Origin of the sequence: Candidatus Bartonella washoeensis Sb944nv, assembly GCF_000278135.1 — a bacterium.
Taxonomy (GTDB): Bacteria; Pseudomonadota; Alphaproteobacteria; order Rhizobiales; family Rhizobiaceae; genus Bartonella; species Bartonella washoeensis.
In genome coordinates this window covers 67,439-84,282 of sequence record NZ_JH725025.1, presented here as the reverse complement: position 1 = coordinate 84,282, position 16,844 = coordinate 67,439, and the positions used below count along the sequence as shown (strand labels likewise).

Here is a 16,844-nt window from a genome sequence, read left to right as displayed (position 1 = left end):
ATAAAAATTTACTCAACAACTTTTGAGATAAGAAAAAAATTTTCTTCCGTAACAGGCGCATTTGCTACGATATCTGCCACTTTATTACCATCTGTGACGCTATCTTCTCGCATTCGTAAAGTCATTGGCGTCACTGATGTTAATGGATCAACGCCACTCACATCAACTTCATTCAACTGTTCCACAAAACCTAAAATGACATTGAGCTCTTTTGTCATACGTTCTGCTTCATCTTCTTGGACAGCAATGCGCGCTAAATGTGCCACCCGCTTGACTGTTTCTTGATCAACAGACATACTATGCCTTTCTGTTTTTTTATTTTGATATTCATTTATTTATCTTCTGGCTATACAAGGCTAAGTTTACAAGCGCAAGAATATTGATAACGCGAATATAAAATATCAAAGGTATAGACCTGAAATATTAAAAAGCTTAATCATAGACACATGGCCGTTATTGACATCGATACAGTTACTGCACATCTTTTACCTGGACAAACAATAGCAGGTTTGGATTTGGGCACAAAAACTATCGGAATTGCAGTTTCTGATAGAGGATTATTTCTTTCAAACCCACGTTCTGTACTTCAGCGAAAAAAATTTATGTTAGATGCTCGCACACTTATACAAATTTTTGATCGCGAAAACGTAGGGGTTGTTATCATTGGCTTACCTCTTAACATGAATGGAAGCAGCGGCCCTCGTGCTCAAGCAACCAGAACTTTTGTCAGCAATATGGAGGCATATACAGAAATTCCATTTGTTTTTTGGGACGAACGCTTATCAACAATTGCCGCAGAACGCTCTCTTTTAGAAATGAACATATCGCGGGCTAAAAGAGCAAATCGGATTGATTCTGCTGCTGCTGCATTCATATTGCAAGGTGCTCTCAATAGAATCCAAAGTCTTCATCATATTGAAGGATAAAGAACATTTAACAAATGTCCTGCATTATATCGTGCAATCAGCATACCATAGGAAGATCTCCATTGTCCTCCAAGACGGCTTTCCATATAAGCATTTGCAACATACTCTATATTCGTTGAACGTAAAGCTGCAGCTGCAGCTGCGTATGCGACTTGTTCAACAAAAAATCTTCCCGCCCCCTCGTTTGCCGATGCCATCTCTACAGCAGACTTAATAATCTCAATTGCCCGTGGACCAGCAGGACCAATATCAAGTGCAATTTTTTCTAACAATTTCTGGAACAATCCCGGTGCTTTTTCAGCTATGAGAATTGCATCTTTTACCAATTGATTAGCAGAATTATTTCTCACAATCCGCGCAGGCCCATTACACAACATTTGCGATAATGGATTGCCCTCTACAAAGCTTTCAATGCCAAGCTGTGCAATAATTTCACCAATAATAGGAACAACTAATTGGCTCACATGATAAGCAATAATAGGTGTCATAATTCGCGCAAAAGCTGCTTCAGAACGATCATTTGCAGCATTGTCAAATGCTCGTGCTAAACGCAAAACCAATGCTTGTGAAGCAGCAATATCCAATGCAATATCTGCAAAAATCCTTTCTGTTAGTGGTGGTAAAGGCTGGTTCGGCATTTTTTGCCGAAAAAAATCTATGCCAAATTGAAGCGCAGCTCGCAAAACACCTGCCGATATTACAGATTGATCAAAACGCATCATCGTTTCGATATCTTTAATGACCTTAAGTCCCTCTCCAGCATTTCCCAAAAGCCAACCATAACTACCTTGAAAATCAATAACGCCCTCTGGCGTAGAAGATTCTCCAGAACGCTGCACTAAATGACGAATTGATATAGCGCCATTTAATGCGCCATTTTCTTGCATGCGTGGCACTAAAAAGCAGCTTAAATGACCATCTAACTCTGCACTAACAAGATATCCATCAACTATAGGATTAATAACATTGGTTTTTATAACATTTAAACGATACAGATCGCGCCCCATTCTTTCATCAAAAGAAACTTTCTTAACACTTGGACAATTGAAAGAATATTTCTCACCTTTCTCATTCTCAACATCGTCAAAAGCACAAGTCAACGAAGCCGCCTTTTTATTATTAATAGGCTGGAATGATAAATCATATTGACGTGACAAGAGGACATTTTGCCATTTTTTGAAGAGCTCAAGATCACTAATTAAAACTGCAATAGTAGCACTTGTTATAATAACTTCATTCAAATGCCCTGTTTCTAGACTAGCAGATAAAGCTAAGCGAATAGCACGCGCTTGATAACGTACTCCATTTTCTGATGTTGTATTCTCCCAAAGTGAAGTGACCAAACCAGCTTGCCTAGAATATTGCTGGAGAGCTTGGTAAGAAGAGTGTATCTCTAATTTTTCTATTGTCCGCCCCCATTCGTTATTATAACGCAAGATTGGACGATAACGATTCGCCAAATAAGAAAGCTCCCATGCTTCCCGACTCGCTACAAACCCCCCTATTTCCTCAAAACTTGCTAATAAAAATGTAGGCAATGTAGAAGCAATGCGAAACATAAGCGTATCACTGAGAAAAGCATTTTTTCGGCGGGCATTTTGCGCAGACACAGCACTCATAGGCATATTCCTATTATTCAAATCATTCACATCATAGACTATTTGTTTTTTTGCAGTTAAAAAATATTTATCACATCAGAACAAATGCTTGTTTAATCTCTTTAGAGAGAGATAGAAGAGAATGCTATGACTCAAAACACTTTTTTTCCCATTTTCCCCCACCAACATCTGTTAGGTATTAAAGATCTGAGTGTACAAGACCTTACCCTATTACTTGATCGTGCAAATGCGAATGTTCCCTTTTTTAAAAAAAATGATAGAAAACAATCTATTTTATGTGGACGCACTCAAATTAATCTTTTCTTTGAAGCTTCCACACGAACACAATCTTCGTTTGAATTAGCCGGAAAACGGTTAGGAGCAGACGTGATGAGTATGGCTATTAACAATTCATCTGTAAAAAAAGGAGAAACACTGATTGATACAGCCACAACACTCAATGCAATGAAACCAGATATACTTGTTGTTCGCCATAGTTGTGCTGGAGCAGCTGCTTTGTTAGCTAAAAAAGTTGATTGTTGTGTTATTAATGCAGGTGATGGTGCGCATGAACATCCAACACAAGCTTTAATAGATTCTCTAACCATTAAAAGAACAAAGGGGCGTATTGAAGGATTAACTGTTGCAATTTGTGGAGATATTTTGCATTCACGTGTTGCACGTTCCAATATCCTCATTCTCAACGCTTTAGGAGCACGTGTTCGTGTTGTCGCTCCCTCAACACTCTTACCCGCAGCAATCGAAGATATGAGCGTCGAAGTTTTTAACACAATGAAAAAAGGCCTAAAAGGTGCTGATGTCATTATGATGCTGCGCTTACAACATGAACGTATGACAGGTTCTTTTATTCCTTCTATTCGTGAATATTTTCACTATTTTGCCTTACATAAAGAACATTTAAGTTACGCCAAAAGCGATTGCATTATTCTGCATCCTGGTCCAATAAACCGTGGTATAGAAATAGCATCTGACATAGCAGATGGACCACAAAGTATGATTCATACACAAGTAGAAATGGGAATCGCTGTGCGTATGGCTGTCATGGAGGCTTTGTTAGATTCACGCCTTAAAGCAAGTGGAGAGAAAAAATGATAAAGCCAATTGTTTTTCAAAATGCCCGTATTATTGATCCTTCACGTGTAATTGATGAAATTGGCACAGTTATTGTTGAAAATGGATTGATTTCAGCGGCTGGAAAAGAAGCCCTGAATCAGGGAATCCCTGAAGGAGCAGAAATTATTAATGCGCAAAACAAAGCAATTCTTCCTGGACTTGTTGATGCTCGCGTCTTTGTTGGGGAACCAGGAAATGAATACCGTGAAACAATTGCATCAGCAAGTCAATCTGCAGCAGCAGGTGGTATTACTTCCTTTCTTATGATGCCGGATACGAATCCAGTTATCGATAATGTAGCACTTGTTAAATTCATTACGCATACAGCGCAGGAAATCTCATCTGTCAATATTTATCCCGTTGCTGCAATCACTCAAGGTTTTCATGGACAAGAAATAACCGAATTTGGTTTGCTAAAGGATGCAGGAGTAATTGCCTTCAGTGAAGGAAAAAAAACACTTCAAAGTTCTTCTGTTATGCGGCGTGCAATGACTTATGCGCGCGATTTCAACGTCACATTAATGCATGAAACACAAGATGCAGATCTTACAGGACAAGGCGTTATGAACGAAGGTCTGTTGGCAAGTTGGCTTGGACTTTCTGGAATACCTCGTGAAGCAGAGGTCATCCCACTCGAAAGAGATTTACGATTGGCAGCATTAACAAAAACCCGCTATCATGCGGCACAAATATCGACAGCACTGTCTGCTGATGCACTTCGTCTAGGCAAGCAAAGGAATGCAAACATTTCAGCTGGTGTATCGATTAATCACTTATCTTTTAATGAAAATGATATTGGTGAATATCGTACCTCTTTCCGTCTCATGCCCCCATTGCGTACAGAAGAAGATCGTACAGCAATGATTGAAGCAATAAAAGATGGAACAGTGGATATTATCGTTTCTTCCCATGATCCTCAGAGCACAGATAGAAAGCATTTACCATTTAATGATGCAGCTGCAGGTGCTATTGGCATGGAAACTTTATTGAGTGCTGCTTTACGCCTTTATCACAATGAAAGCATATCTCTTCTAAGGTTAACTGAACTTTTATCAACGGCACCTGCAAAAATTTTTGGAATCGATGCAGGAACGCTCAGAAAAGGTGCTTATGCAGACCTTATTTTGATTGATCTTGATGAGCCATGGGTAGTTTCTACAGAGAAGCTGTATTCACGTTCAAAAAACACTCCTTTTGAGAATGCACGCTTCCAAGGACGTGTTCTGCAAACCTTTGTTAAAGGACAATCAATTTTTAAACTTGATCAATAAGCTCAACGAGATTCTTAATGAATGAATTAGAAACACTTTCTCAGTCCACACCATGGTTTATTTTCCTGATATCTTATCTCATTGGATCTATCCCATTTGGACTACTTTTTACAAAATTAGCCAAACTTGGTGATGTAAGAACAATTGGCTCTGGAAATATTGGAGCTACAAATGTTTTACGAACAGGAAATAAAAAAGTTGCTGCTCTTACGCTTCTTTGCGATATATTGAAGGGAACTGTTGTTGTTTTTGTTATAAAACTTTTAAGTGATCCGATAGAAAATAACCTCATTGTTTTTCTAGCTGGTTTTTTCACTTTCTTGGGGCATCTTTTCCCCATATGGCTTAAATTTAAAGGTGGCAAGGGAGTTGCGACTTATCTAGGTGTGTGTTTAGGATTCTATTGGCCAGCAGCAATTGTTTTCATTATTGTGTGGATGCTCTTTTTTCTGCTTACACGCTACTCTTCATTATCTGCACTCATTGCTGTTATTGTCACTCCAATATTTGTTTATTTTTCCTATCCTTATTTTTACGCTCATTGTATGCTGGTCGCGATGAGTATATTCGTGGTTATAAAACATTACGCAAATATCGGTAGATTATTAGTTGGGAAAGAAAGCAAGATTGGTATTCAAAACGGGGATAAATAAAGGCATCCTGCTCACTGATCGTCAACGTCTAAACTGGTTACGGTTGTTGCGTAGCGAAAATATTGGAGCAGTTAGTTTTCGCAATCTTATTGATCATTATAAAACAGCAGAAAATGCTCTGGCTGCACTTTCTGAGCTTAGCAGAAAGGATGGTCTTTGTACGCCTATCAAAATAGCAACATTAGAAGATGCAGAAAAAGAAATGCAAGAGGCCGAAAGATTAGGTGTTCGGTTGATTGGTATAGGAGAACCAGATTATCCAACCTTTCTTAAAGTTACAGAAGCATCACCGCCACTTATTGCCGTAAAAGGCAATGTTTCGATTTTTCAAAAAACTTCTGTTGGAATTGTGGGATCTCGAAATGCCTCGGCAGCGGGCAAAAAACTGGCCGCTCAATTTGCTCGTTTTCTTGGGGATGCTGGTTTTACAATTATTTCAGGATTAGCCCGTGGAATTGATAGCATTGCACATCAAGCAAGTTTGTTAACAGGTACAGTCGCAGTGATGGCTGGTGGAATTGATCACATCTATCCTCCTGAAAACAAAAAACTTTATGAGGATATTATCGCCAACGGTGGAGCAATTATCAGTGAAATGCCCATTGCATGGAAGCCACGAGCTATTGATTTTCCAAGAAGAAACCGCATTATTTCAGGCTTATCACTCGGAATCTTGGTTGTAGAAGCTGCACTGCGATCAGGATCTCTCATTACTGCACGTCAAGCTGCCGAAATGGGGCGATTGATTTTTGCCATTCCTGGGTCTCCACTTGACCCAAGGTCCGTTGGTACAAACAATCTCATCAAGGATGGTGCCCTACTAACCACGCATCCCTCTGACATCGTAGAAACGCTTGCACCATTAACCCCGAGGGACATTAATTCTCAACTTAATTTCTTTGAAGAACCTGTCACTCTTCAACTTGAAAAAGAAAGTTTTAGTTCACATAATAAAGAAACCAATAGTCACCCTTCAATTGGAGATGACGCAGAAGAACGTAGAGCCATCCTCTCCGCCCTCTCAATAACTCCAATTGATATAGACACACTGAGCACCCACTCAGGTGTTTCACTACAAAACCTTTACCTTTTTTTGGTTGAACTCGAGCTTTCTGGAAAGCTTATTCGACACTCTGGTGGTTATGTCTCATTGTCGAATTTGGATCTTCTCCAAGAGGCTTAGCACTATTAATAATACTTTGCCCCTCTTTAGCCACCATATCCAAGAGTAAAGCTAAAAGGGGGCTCCGAGCTTGACGCGCCATCTGGTTCATCTGTTTTGACATATCTGTAATATATTGGATAACTTTTAAATGATTTATAAACATAATCTTCTATCCTTGAGCATTTCCCCTCCTATTTCTCAATAGACATTATCTTAATATTCGCCGTATATTTTTGTATTAACTGCGGAAAATAAGTCGTGCGCTTTTATATAAGGTGTATTTTAATAATAACAATCAAAACTTGTATAAATTTACTGTTTTTTATGTGCTCTTCACCAATTGGCATTGGCTATTCCTATAAAAGGAGTTTATAAAAAAGTTTTTTATTTCAATTCAGGTAAAATTATGAATATCGTTATCGTTGAATCTCCAGCAAAAGCCAAAACAATTAATAAATATCTTGGATCTCAATACAAAGTCGTAGCATCATTTGGACATGTTCGTGATTTGCCTGCAAAAGATGGTTCTGTTCTACCTGATCAAGATTTCTCTATGAAATGGGATGTAGATTCTGCCTCTGCTAAACGTTTGAATGAAATAGCAAAAGCAGTCAAAGAAGCCGATAGCCTCATCTTAGCAACGGACCCTGATCGTGAAGGGGAAGCTATTTCATGGCATATTCTGGATGTTCTTCGTCAAAAAAAAGTTTTAAAGAATAAACCTGTTAAACGAGTTGTATTTAATGCAATTACTAAAAAATCTGTGCTTGATGCCATGAATAATCCACGTGATATTGATATATCACTTGTAGATGCATACCTTGCACGTCGTGCTCTCGATTACCTTGTCGGATTTACACTCTCCCCTGTTTTATGGCGAAAACTTCCCGGTGCACGTTCGGCTGGTCGTGTTCAATCAGTTGCTTTGCGTATTATTTGTGATCGTGAATCAGAAATAGAACATTTTATTAAAGAAGATTATTGGACCATTACAACACACTTGAAAACCATCCGAAATGATAGTTTTCCAGCACGATTAACGATGTTTAATCAAAAAAAGATTGGCAAACTCGATATTCAATCTCAAGAACAAGCAGATCAGATTCGCCTTATGTTGGAGGAAGCAGAATATCGTACATTAAGTGTTGAAGCAAAGCCCAGTAAAAGAAATCCTTCTCCTCCGTTTACAACATCCACTTTACAGCAAGCAGCTTCTTCAAAACTAGGTTTTTCAGCTTCTCGTACTATGCAAATTGCTCAAAAGCTTTATGAAGGTATTGAAATTAATGGTGAAATGGCAGGACTTATTACCTATATGCGTACTGATGGTGTACAAATAGCACCAGAAGCCATTGATACAGCACGAAAAATAATTCATGAATCCTTTGGTAGTAATTACATTCCTGAAAAACCACGTTTTTATTCAACAAAAGCAAAGAATGCACAAGAAGCACATGAAGCTATACGCCCTACTGATTTTCAACGTATTCCTAGTCAAATACGCGATTTTCTAGACAATGATCAAGCAAAACTCTATGAGCTAATATGGAAGCGCGCTATTGCCAGTCAAATGCGTTCCGCTGAAATTGAACGTACAACTGTTGAAATTGAAGCACAGCAAGGAGAAAATCACGCAAATTTACGTGCTACGGGGTCTGTTATTCGTTTTGATGGTTTTATTTCCGTCTACACTGATCAACGAGATGAAGAAAACAGTGAAGAAAATGAAACAACACGTCTGCCACAAATGAACACTGGCGAAGCCCTTACAAAAGAAAAAGTTGAATCTATACAACACTCCACAGAACCACCTCCTCGTTATTCTGAAGCTTCATTAATTAAAAAGCTTGAAGAGCTAGGAATTGGTCGTCCTTCAACCTATGCATCGACATTGGCTACATTATGTGATCGTGGATATATCGTAATTGATAAACGTAAGCTTATACCTGATGTTAAAGGGCGTATTGTTACAGCTTTTCTTGAAAATTTTTTTAATCGCTACGTGGAATATGGTTTCACAGCAGATCTTGAGGAAAAATTAGATCTTATATCAGATGGAAAACTTTCTTGGAAAGACGTGTTGCACGATTTTTGGAATGGATTTAATGCATCTATTGCCAGTATTCAAGAACTGCGTATAACAAATGTCCTTGATGTTTTAAACGTAACATTAGCACCTCTTGCCTTTCCTGTGCGTGAAGATGGAAGCGATGTCCGTTCCTGTCCTCTTTGTACAAATGGCCAGTTATCCTTAAAACTAGGGCGTTATGGTGCATTTGTGGGCTGCTCGAATTATCCCGAATGCAAATATACACGCCAACTTGGCACAGATACAGGAGAAGAGAATGAAGCCATGCGTAATGATGAACCTGTTACACTTGGTATCGATCCTAAAACAGGAAAAGATATCTCTCTTCGCAATGGTCGCTTCGGACCATATATTCAACTTGGCGAAAACAAAGAAGCTAAGCGCGCAGGACTACCAAAAGAATGGCAAACAGAAAAAATTACTTTTGATAAAGCTTTGGCCTTACTATCCCTGCCCCGTGAAATCGGTATTCACCCTGAAACAGGGAAAATAATCAAAGCTACAATTGGCCGATATGGTCCCTATCTTATGCATGATGGAAAATATGCTCCTCTTCTCCACGCAGATGAAATTTTTGATATTGGCATTAATCGTGCAGTTACAGTGCTTGCCGAAAAACAAGAAAATAAAACAAAACGAAGCAGAACAACAATTTCAGCACTCGCAACATTAGGGGAACACCCAGATGGAGGAACTGTCACCATACGCAATGGACGTTATGGCCCATATGTTAATTGGGGTAAAATTAATGCAACATTGCCAAAAGATAAAGATCCAATTAATGTGACGCTTTCAGAAGCTTTAGAACTAATATCAGCTAAAGAATCCGGTAAAAAAATAACTTCAAAAAGAGCTTCTTCTAAAACAAAAGAGACATAAATTTTGGCTAAAGGTAAAAAAGAAACAAAATATTTCCAATCGCTGAATTTGGAACGATTGCCCAAGAAGGCAGAAATTCTCTCTTTTATCAATGATAATCCTAATCGATCAAGTAAACGTGAAATAGCTAGAGCTTTTAACTTAAAAAGTGATTCTCGCATCTGGTTAAGAGATATATTACGTGATTTAAAAAATCATAACTTAATCCCAAAACAGCATAAAAAAGCAAAAAATAAAGATTCTCAACGTGCTCCTTATACAGGACGAATTATTCGTAAAATAGATATATCACCCAAAAGCATATTTGGTATTGTGCACAAATTAGAAAACAACAAATGGCACCTTGAACCTATAGAACGCAAAACTGAAGAACTATTTATTGATACGCCTTCAAAAATTAAGGTAGAATCTGGTGATCTCGTTGAAGTTGTAATAAAAAAAAATACTGGTTATGGACTAAAGAGTGCGCAAATCAAGAACGTTTTAGGACATATTGAGAATGAAAAAACACTCTCAATGATTGCTCTTCTTTCGAAAAAAATTCCCTATACTTTTCCTGAAGATGTTCTTAAACAAGTAAAAAATGTAAAACCTGCTAGCATAGTCAATCGCGAAGATTGGCGGCAATTACCACTCATTACAATTGATCCATTAGATGCAAAAGATCACGATGATGCAGTTTATGCAACAAGGGATAAAGATCCTGCAAATAGCGATGGTTGGATTGTTGTCGTCGCAATCGCAGATGTTTCTTACTATGTAAAAACAGGAAGTGCTTTAGATAAAGAAGCCTTGAAGAGGGGAAATTCTGTATATTTTCCTAATTATGTTGTACCAATGCTGCCAGAACGTATTTCCAATGATTTATGCTCTCTGCGTGAAAAAAAAGAGAGACCAGCTTTAGCAGTTCGTATGGTTTTTGATGCAAATGGTAACAAACGAAAACATAGTTTTCATCGTATTATGGTGCGTGTAATCGCCAAACTTTCTTATCAAGAAGTACAGTTGGCAATTGAAGGAAATATAAATGAAAAAACAGCTCCCCTTTTTGAGAGCGTCTTGCAACCATTGTGGGAAGCTTATGTATGTCTAAAAACTGCACGTAATCGTCGACAACCACTAGAATTAGAAATAACAGAAAAAAAGATTATTCTCAATGAAAATGGTTGCATCCAAGATGTTGTGAGTGAAACACAGCTAGAAGCACATCGTTTGATTGAAGAATTTATGATACAAGCTAACATTGCAGCTTGTGAAACATTAAAAGAACATCATCAACCCCTCATTTATCGTATTCATGATAAACCTTCTCTTGCTAAGCAAGAAATACTCCGAAGCTTTCTTCAAAGTTTGGATATATCACTCTCTCGTGGAAGCGAACTTACCTCAGCACGGCTTAACAGTGTTCTGGCAAAAGTTATGAATACACCGCGACAAGAATTGGTCAACCAAGTTATTCTACGCGCGCAATCTCAAGCTGAATACAATCCAAAAAATATTGGCCACTTTGGTTTGAATTTACATAACTATACACATTTTACATCACCGATCCGCCGTTATGCTGATCTTATTATTCATCGAGCACTCATTAAAGCTCTGCAATTAGGTGACGACCACCTAACAGATGAACAAGAACAAAATCTTACAGAAATTGCTACACAAATTTCTTTATATGAACGCCGTGCAATGATGGCTGAAAGAGAAACCATTGATCGGCTCGTCGCACACTATTTAACCAGCAAAATTGGTTGTACTTTTACAGGTCGCATCTCCGGAGTTACAAAGGCAGGTCTTTTTATCTCGCTTGAAAAACTCAATACTGATGGTTTTGTGCCTATTTCTACACTTAAAAATGATTATTATCATTTTGATGAAGCACAACATGTTCTTATAGGAAAACGTAGCCATAAAGGCTATCAATTAAGTGATATAGTAGAGGTGAAGCTTATAAAAGTACAACCTTTTGCTGGTGCTTTATGCTTTGAACTCTTAACAGAACCTCGCCCAATAGCCTTTTCATCTGCATCCTATCATAAAAACAAATTTATAACGAAAAAACGAAAACGTACTTTTTATGAAAAAAATAATATTAGATAAAAACCAAAAAAACTGCGCAAAAATTAATCCTTAAACACCATACGCTTGATGAAAAACAACAATAAAAAGAATAATTTAGAAATATTTTTTAAACTGAATTTTCATCCACGATGTATATTGCATCATATTATTTAAAGGAAAAAATACCCTTCTGCCTCATATGGTTTTATGTATTTTATTCTTTATCAGTAACGAGCATATAAAAATCTAGAAAAAGTCCGAATATTAAACGGATTGGAAAAGCTGCCATGGACAGAGTTATCTTCCTCTCACTGAAAAATCAGCTTTTCATAAAATCGATGAATAAAGGCACAATGAAGCTATCCTCGTGGTAAAAATTCCGATATTCAAAATAATTCTCTGCATACAATCATTGCTGCAATTACAACCATTGAAAATTTTGAGACAGCATTGGGAATGAGAACACAGCATATCTTACTGCTGGTGACCAAAAGAGGTGGTTTAAATGGTGCCATCGGTTACAGCACAACAAATGATGAAATCACCATAATTATTGCAACCGTTTTTGCTTCTCGAAACAAAGGATATCTGAGTATTCTCAAAACAATATTGCTTATGATTCTTATTGGCTTTTGAAGCTTTTTAGCACTTTATTTTTTTGAATTAATATGCGTAGGGTTCATGTTAAGATTTATATCACATTCACAATGACAATTATATTTATCCTTGAGATCAACGGTTGCGCGTGATCAAAAAAACGTAGTTTGGTATTTTTCATTTGTGCTATTATATTAAGATTGCAACCCAACACTTTTAGGAAAAGTGAGAACATAACGATTTCTACTTTTGCTGCTAGCTACATCCTTATTGTACTTTCTAAGATTACCAATTTAACTGGCTTGGAAATGAAAGAAAAATTTAAAGAGGGCTAACATATTTATTGCCCCTATGTTTTTTCACGTTCTTACCTCAACAGTAACAGTATTTGTTTATGGTACTTCCAAATAGAAATATAACCCTTGTAACACGCTTTAATTTATCTATCATTAGAGATATAATAAAAATAGGCATCCCATTTTATAGCTTAATTTTGAGCGATTATGCAAAAGATTAGCGCTATCCCTTTATGTATTGCACGATCCTGGATTTTATTAGAATTTTCATTATACCATGGATAATCAGAGAGCAATGGATTTTCACGTTTGCTCTCTTTCTCCTTGCTAGCATCTTTTCTCACCTTTATACAGCCGAGCTTACGCAGTTAGGGGGATGTTCTCAAAGAACACAAACTTACTACTGCTAATTATAATTTATATTTTTTACTATGGAATCGGTATAAGCATTACGTTAATCATTCTTTATAAGACAATATATATCCTTAAATCATTTAATTTTTCAGCTAAAATAGCCTACTTTTTAAGTTTATATATCATTTTAGTATTTGTTCCATTTAAGGAGGAAATTAATCAGCTCTTGACTTTTTTTTACAACATCCGTACTGTTGCGGCAAAATCTGAGTGTATCAAAAATAAACTTTGATATTAAAATGATATCCATTTTCAATATAAATAGGACTCTTAAATATGGCTAAGGCAGCAACCATTAAGATCAAACTTTTGTCGACTGCAGATACAGGCTTTTTCTATGTGACGAAGAAAAATAGCCGCACAATGACAGATAAGATGAGCAAACGTAAATATGATCCAATTGTAAAAAAGCACGTCGAATTTAAAGAAACAAAAATTAAATAATTAATGTGCATCATTTAAATAATAATTGCTGTCACTGAGAGTAATGCGGCTTGTGTTACTCTTTAAACGTCTTTTGGACTGAGTATTCTTTTGCTTTTTTAAAATAAAAAATATAAGCTGATAGTGTATTTTGTTTGTATATTGTTGTATAAATTTGAATGGGATTGATTTATTTTTTTCATCCCTTGTAAATTTTGATTATCGATATGATTATAGTGTTTGATCTTTTTTATATTTAATCAAGCTATAAAGTAAGTTGAATATACAAAAATTTTTCTATTATAATTAAGTGGTACGTTTTTTTGTCAAGGCAAGGGAAGCCTACTGTAAAAATTATAAGCAAATCCTCTCTAAATTATGCATCCTATGGTAGCATTTTTTTGATTTCATGAAGAAAAAAACTCATTTTGATTTAAGAAACTTTAACTTAAAGGCTGTAGGTTTCAGCATCATTATCGTCGCTACCATTCTTATCGTTGCGATAATTTATTTTCAGTATACTCAACCACACCCTAAAAAAGCAGCCTTTATTTCCAAAGAATCACTCGAGGGGCATGCATTTGTTATTGATGGTGATTCAATCATGATTTCCTCTGTCATGATTCGGCTTGCAGGGATTGATGCTCCTGAGCTTCACCAATTTTGTGGTACAAAAAAAGCACGCTATCCATGCGGTCTTGAGGCAAAAAATTATTTAGAACAACTCATAGTAAACCAGCCTGTTACATGTCATTGGTACAAAAAAGATAAATATCGCCGTATTCTTGCGACATGTAAAACAAAAAAAATCAGTAACATCAACGCAATGATTGTAAATAATGGTTGGGCTGTAAGCTACCATGACTATCCTAAAGAAGAGGAAGAAGCTAGAAAGAAAAAAAAAGGAATATGGCAATCAAGTTTTCAAAAACCGCGGAAATGGCGAAAAGCGAATCCTCGAACAGAGTGAAGTATTTCTTTTGTAGCGCATTCTTTAATTTCTTATTTACCAATGAAAAAACAACAGAAAATTTTTAAACTTGAGAAAGAAATTTATTCTTGTCGTGTTTGTATCAAGCATCCACATTATCTCCCTCCTCTGCCACATGAACCGAACCCCGTGGTTTATTTATCCAGTACGGCTTTGATAGCAATCGCAGGGCAAGCGCCTGGGCTGCGTGTACATGAAACTTCTATTCCTTTTAATGATCGTTCTGGGGAAAGATTACGGTATTGGCTTGGTGTCACGCGTGAGGAATTTTATAATAGATCTCTCTTTGCTATTGTTCCTATGGGATTTTGTTTTCCAGGCTATGATCAAAATAAATCTGATTTACCGCCAAGGCGTGAATGTCAAGAAATATGGCATGAAAAGGTATTTCAAGCGATGCCACAAATAAAACTTGTCCTTGCTATTGGAAGTTACGCGCAAAAATGGCATATTGCAGAGCAAAAACATAAAACTGTCTCAGCAACCGTCAATGATTGGAAAAACATTCTCTCCATACGTCAACCTCAAGGCTACAATGTCATGCCTTTACCCCACCCATCATGGCGAAACACTTCTTGGTTACGAAGAAATCCATGGTTTAATGATGAGCTGATTGTGTACCTGCGCAGTTTAGTGCGTAAATTTTTATAAACTGGATATTGAGAAAGAAAAACATGGATCGTCTTGATCGAAAAATTTTACATCTTTTGCAAGAAAATGCGACACTCTCTGTCGCTGATATCGCTAAAAGAATTGGACTTTCTACCACTCCTTGTTGGCGCAGAATTCAAAAACTTGAAGAAGACGGTGTTATTCAACGCCGTGTTGCCGTTCTTTCTCCAGAAAAAGTAAATGCAAGCGTTACAGTTTTTGTTTCTATTCGTACGAACACACATAGCCACGAATGGTTTAAACGTTTTTCAAAAATTGTGCAGGAATTTCGTGAAGTGATTGAATTCTATAGAATGAGTGGAAATATTGACTATTTATTGCGTGTTGTTGTTCCCAATATTGAAGCTTATGATCTTTTTTACAAAAAATTGATTACTAAAATCGATATCCGTGACGTTTCGTCTTCTTTCGCGATGGAACAGATTAAATATACAACGGAACTACCACTCAACTATATAAAACTGCACGAAAAAACAAATGAACAAAACTCTTAAAAAATTTTTTAATCTTTTTTTAAATGATCAAATCTTCTTGTTCGAACACTGCCATTTGTGCATGAGTTAAAACAGCAGCCTTAACAATACCAGCTGCCATAGCCGCACCGGTCCCTTCACCAAGACTCATTCCCAGATCTAGGAGTGGTTCTTTGTCAATTTTTTCTAAAAGCTTGCGATGTGCTGGTTCAGAAGAAACGTGCCCAACAAGAGTATGATCGAGAACTCTTGGATGCATTTTATAAAGTACTGCTGCTGCAGCTGTTGCCACAAAACCATCCAAAATAACCGGTATTTTTTCCATTCTTGCAGCTAAAATGGCACCCACCATAGCGGCAATTTCACGTCCTCCTAAGCAACGCATTATTTGAAAAGGATCATTAAGATGATTCTTATGCAAAGAAAAAGCTGTCTTAATTGCAGCTATTTTACGCTGATAAAATTTCTCTTCTACTCCCATATCGTTGCCTATCCATTCCTCAACTTCCCCACCAAACAATGCTAAACATAAAGCTGAAGCTATCGTTGTATTTCCAACCCCCATTTCACCAATACACAAGAGATCTGTTCCACCAGCAATGGATTCCATTCCAAATGCCATTGTAGCAGCAGTGCTCCGCTCATCCATTGCTGCATCTTTGGTAATATTCATTGTTGGATATTCTAGTGCCAAATCAAATATCTTCAACCCAAGATCATAAGCCATGCAAATTTGATTGATAGCAGCACCACCAGCTGCAAAATTTTGTACCATCTTTTGTGTCATAGATTGCGGAAATGGTGTAATATTCTCATCTGTGATGCCATGATTTCCAGAAAAAATAGCGACTAAAGGCCGGGTTACGAGAGGTTTTTCAGCACCTCTCCATCCTGCATACCAAACCGCTATATCTCCTAATTTTCCTAGCGCTCCTTGCTCCTTTGTTAAACTTGCTTGGCGTTTTTTTGCCAGAATTATAGAAAACTCATCAGCAATAGGTAAATTTGTAAGTAAAGCACGAAAATCATCAAACGGACTGATGGCCATGAAGATACCTTTTCAAATCTATAATGTGTAATTAAAATCCTTGTCATATAAACAGGATATGAATAATTTGTTGTTTTTTAAAAGAAGCGTTTTAAACACATTAAATATTATTAACGAAAATTTTTGCACTCAATAACTGTTTTTATTGATGTATAAA

Annotated in this window: 15 protein-coding genes; 11 read left to right on the top strand and 4 right to left on the bottom strand. The window is 37.0% G+C overall.

The window, feature by feature from the left end; genetic code table 11:
• Window positions 1-8: 8 nt before the first annotated feature.
• Window positions 9-296, bottom strand: coding sequence for an Asp-tRNA(Asn)/Glu-tRNA(Gln) amidotransferase subunit GatC (gene gatC / locus MCQ_RS06955; RefSeq protein WP_006924428.1), 288 nt, complete (start codon window positions 294-296; stop codon window positions 9-11).
• A gap of 150 nt (window positions 297-446) precedes the next feature.
• Here gatC and ruvX point away from each other — a divergent pair, with 150 nt between their 5' ends.
• Window positions 447-926 carry a Holliday junction resolvase RuvX gene (ruvX, locus tag MCQ_RS06950; RefSeq protein ID WP_006924427.1) on the top strand — a complete coding sequence of 160 codons (480 nt, stop codon included), beginning with the start codon at window positions 447-449 and terminating at the stop codon, window positions 924-926.
• Here the strand turns inward: ruvX and MCQ_RS06945 are convergent.
• Window positions 911-2,545 (bottom strand): acyl-CoA dehydrogenase family protein, encoded by a 1,635-nt coding sequence (locus MCQ_RS06945; RefSeq protein WP_006924426.1) that lies wholly within the window; start codon window positions 2,543-2,545, stop codon window positions 911-913. The genes ruvX and MCQ_RS06945 overlap by 16 nt on opposite strands.
• A 126-nt stretch (window positions 2,546-2,671) precedes the next feature.
• Between MCQ_RS06945 and MCQ_RS06940 the strand changes: the two genes are divergently transcribed.
• The 4 genes from MCQ_RS06940 to dprA are packed head-to-tail and all read left to right on the top strand — an operon-like array spanning window position 2,672 to window position 6,765.
• Window positions 2,672-3,637: an aspartate carbamoyltransferase catalytic subunit gene (locus MCQ_RS06940; protein WP_006924425.1), complete on the top strand. Its 966-nt coding sequence runs from the start codon at window positions 2,672-2,674 to the stop codon at window positions 3,635-3,637.
• Window positions 3,634-4,929, top strand: a complete 1,296-nt coding sequence (locus MCQ_RS06935) for a dihydroorotase (protein ID WP_006924424.1) — start codon at window positions 3,634-3,636, stop codon at window positions 4,927-4,929. The genes MCQ_RS06940 and MCQ_RS06935 overlap by 4 nt, the downstream gene beginning before the upstream one ends.
• 17 nt (window positions 4,930-4,946) lie before the next feature.
• Window positions 4,947-5,582, top strand: a complete 636-nt coding sequence (gene plsY, locus MCQ_RS06930) for a glycerol-3-phosphate 1-O-acyltransferase PlsY (protein ID WP_006924422.1) — start codon at window positions 4,947-4,949, stop codon at window positions 5,580-5,582.
• Window positions 5,557-6,765, top strand: a complete 1,209-nt coding sequence (gene dprA, locus MCQ_RS06925; protein WP_006924420.1) for a DNA-processing protein DprA — start codon at window positions 5,557-5,559, stop codon at window positions 6,763-6,765. Before plsY ends, dprA begins: the two co-directional genes overlap by 26 nt.
• On the opposite strand, the gene MCQ_RS09715 is transcribed toward dprA, so the two are convergent.
• On the bottom strand, window positions 6,704-6,910 hold the full coding sequence (locus MCQ_RS09715; RefSeq protein WP_006924418.1) for a hypothetical protein: 207 nt from the start codon (window positions 6,908-6,910) through the stop codon (window positions 6,704-6,706). The two genes, dprA and MCQ_RS09715, sit on opposite strands and share 62 nt — an antisense overlap.
• A 243-nt stretch (window positions 6,911-7,153) precedes the next feature.
• Here MCQ_RS09715 and topA point away from each other — a divergent pair, with 243 nt between their 5' ends.
• The 6 genes from topA (at window position 7,154) to MCQ_RS06890 (ending at window position 15,660) form a co-directional block, all read left to right on the top strand.
• Window positions 7,154-9,715, top strand: a complete 2,562-nt coding sequence (gene topA, locus MCQ_RS06920) for a type I DNA topoisomerase (RefSeq protein ID WP_006924417.1) — start codon at window positions 7,154-7,156, stop codon at window positions 9,713-9,715.
• Window positions 9,716-9,718: 3 nt separating this feature from the next.
• Window positions 9,719-11,812: a ribonuclease R gene (gene rnr / locus MCQ_RS06915; protein WP_006924416.1), complete on the top strand. Its 2,094-nt coding sequence runs from the start codon at window positions 9,719-9,721 to the stop codon at window positions 11,810-11,812.
• Between the two features lie 1,544 nt (window positions 11,813-13,356).
• The gene (gene rpmG, locus MCQ_RS06905) at window positions 13,357-13,524 is read left to right on the top strand and encodes a 50S ribosomal protein L33 (RefSeq protein ID WP_005767215.1); all 168 of its coding nucleotides are present in this window, start codon (window positions 13,357-13,359) and stop codon (window positions 13,522-13,524) included.
• Between the two features lie 388 nt (window positions 13,525-13,912).
• Window positions 13,913-14,473, top strand: coding sequence for a thermonuclease family protein (locus tag MCQ_RS06900; protein WP_006924415.1), 561 nt, complete (start codon window positions 13,913-13,915; stop codon window positions 14,471-14,473).
• A gap of 42 nt (window positions 14,474-14,515) precedes the next feature.
• Window positions 14,516-15,145 (top strand): uracil-DNA glycosylase family protein, encoded by a 630-nt coding sequence (locus MCQ_RS06895; protein WP_006924414.1) that lies wholly within the window; start codon window positions 14,516-14,518, stop codon window positions 15,143-15,145.
• Between the two features lie 23 nt (window positions 15,146-15,168).
• Window positions 15,169-15,660, top strand: a complete 492-nt coding sequence (locus MCQ_RS06890) for an Lrp/AsnC family transcriptional regulator (protein ID WP_006924413.1) — start codon at window positions 15,169-15,171, stop codon at window positions 15,658-15,660.
• A 19-nt stretch (window positions 15,661-15,679) separates the two neighbouring features.
• On the opposite strand, the gene cobT is transcribed toward MCQ_RS06890, so the two are convergent.
• Window positions 15,680-16,687 (bottom strand): nicotinate-nucleotide--dimethylbenzimidazole phosphoribosyltransferase, encoded by a 1,008-nt coding sequence (gene cobT / locus MCQ_RS06885; protein ID WP_006924412.1) that lies wholly within the window; start codon window positions 16,685-16,687, stop codon window positions 15,680-15,682.
• Window positions 16,688-16,844 lie beyond the last annotated feature (157 nt).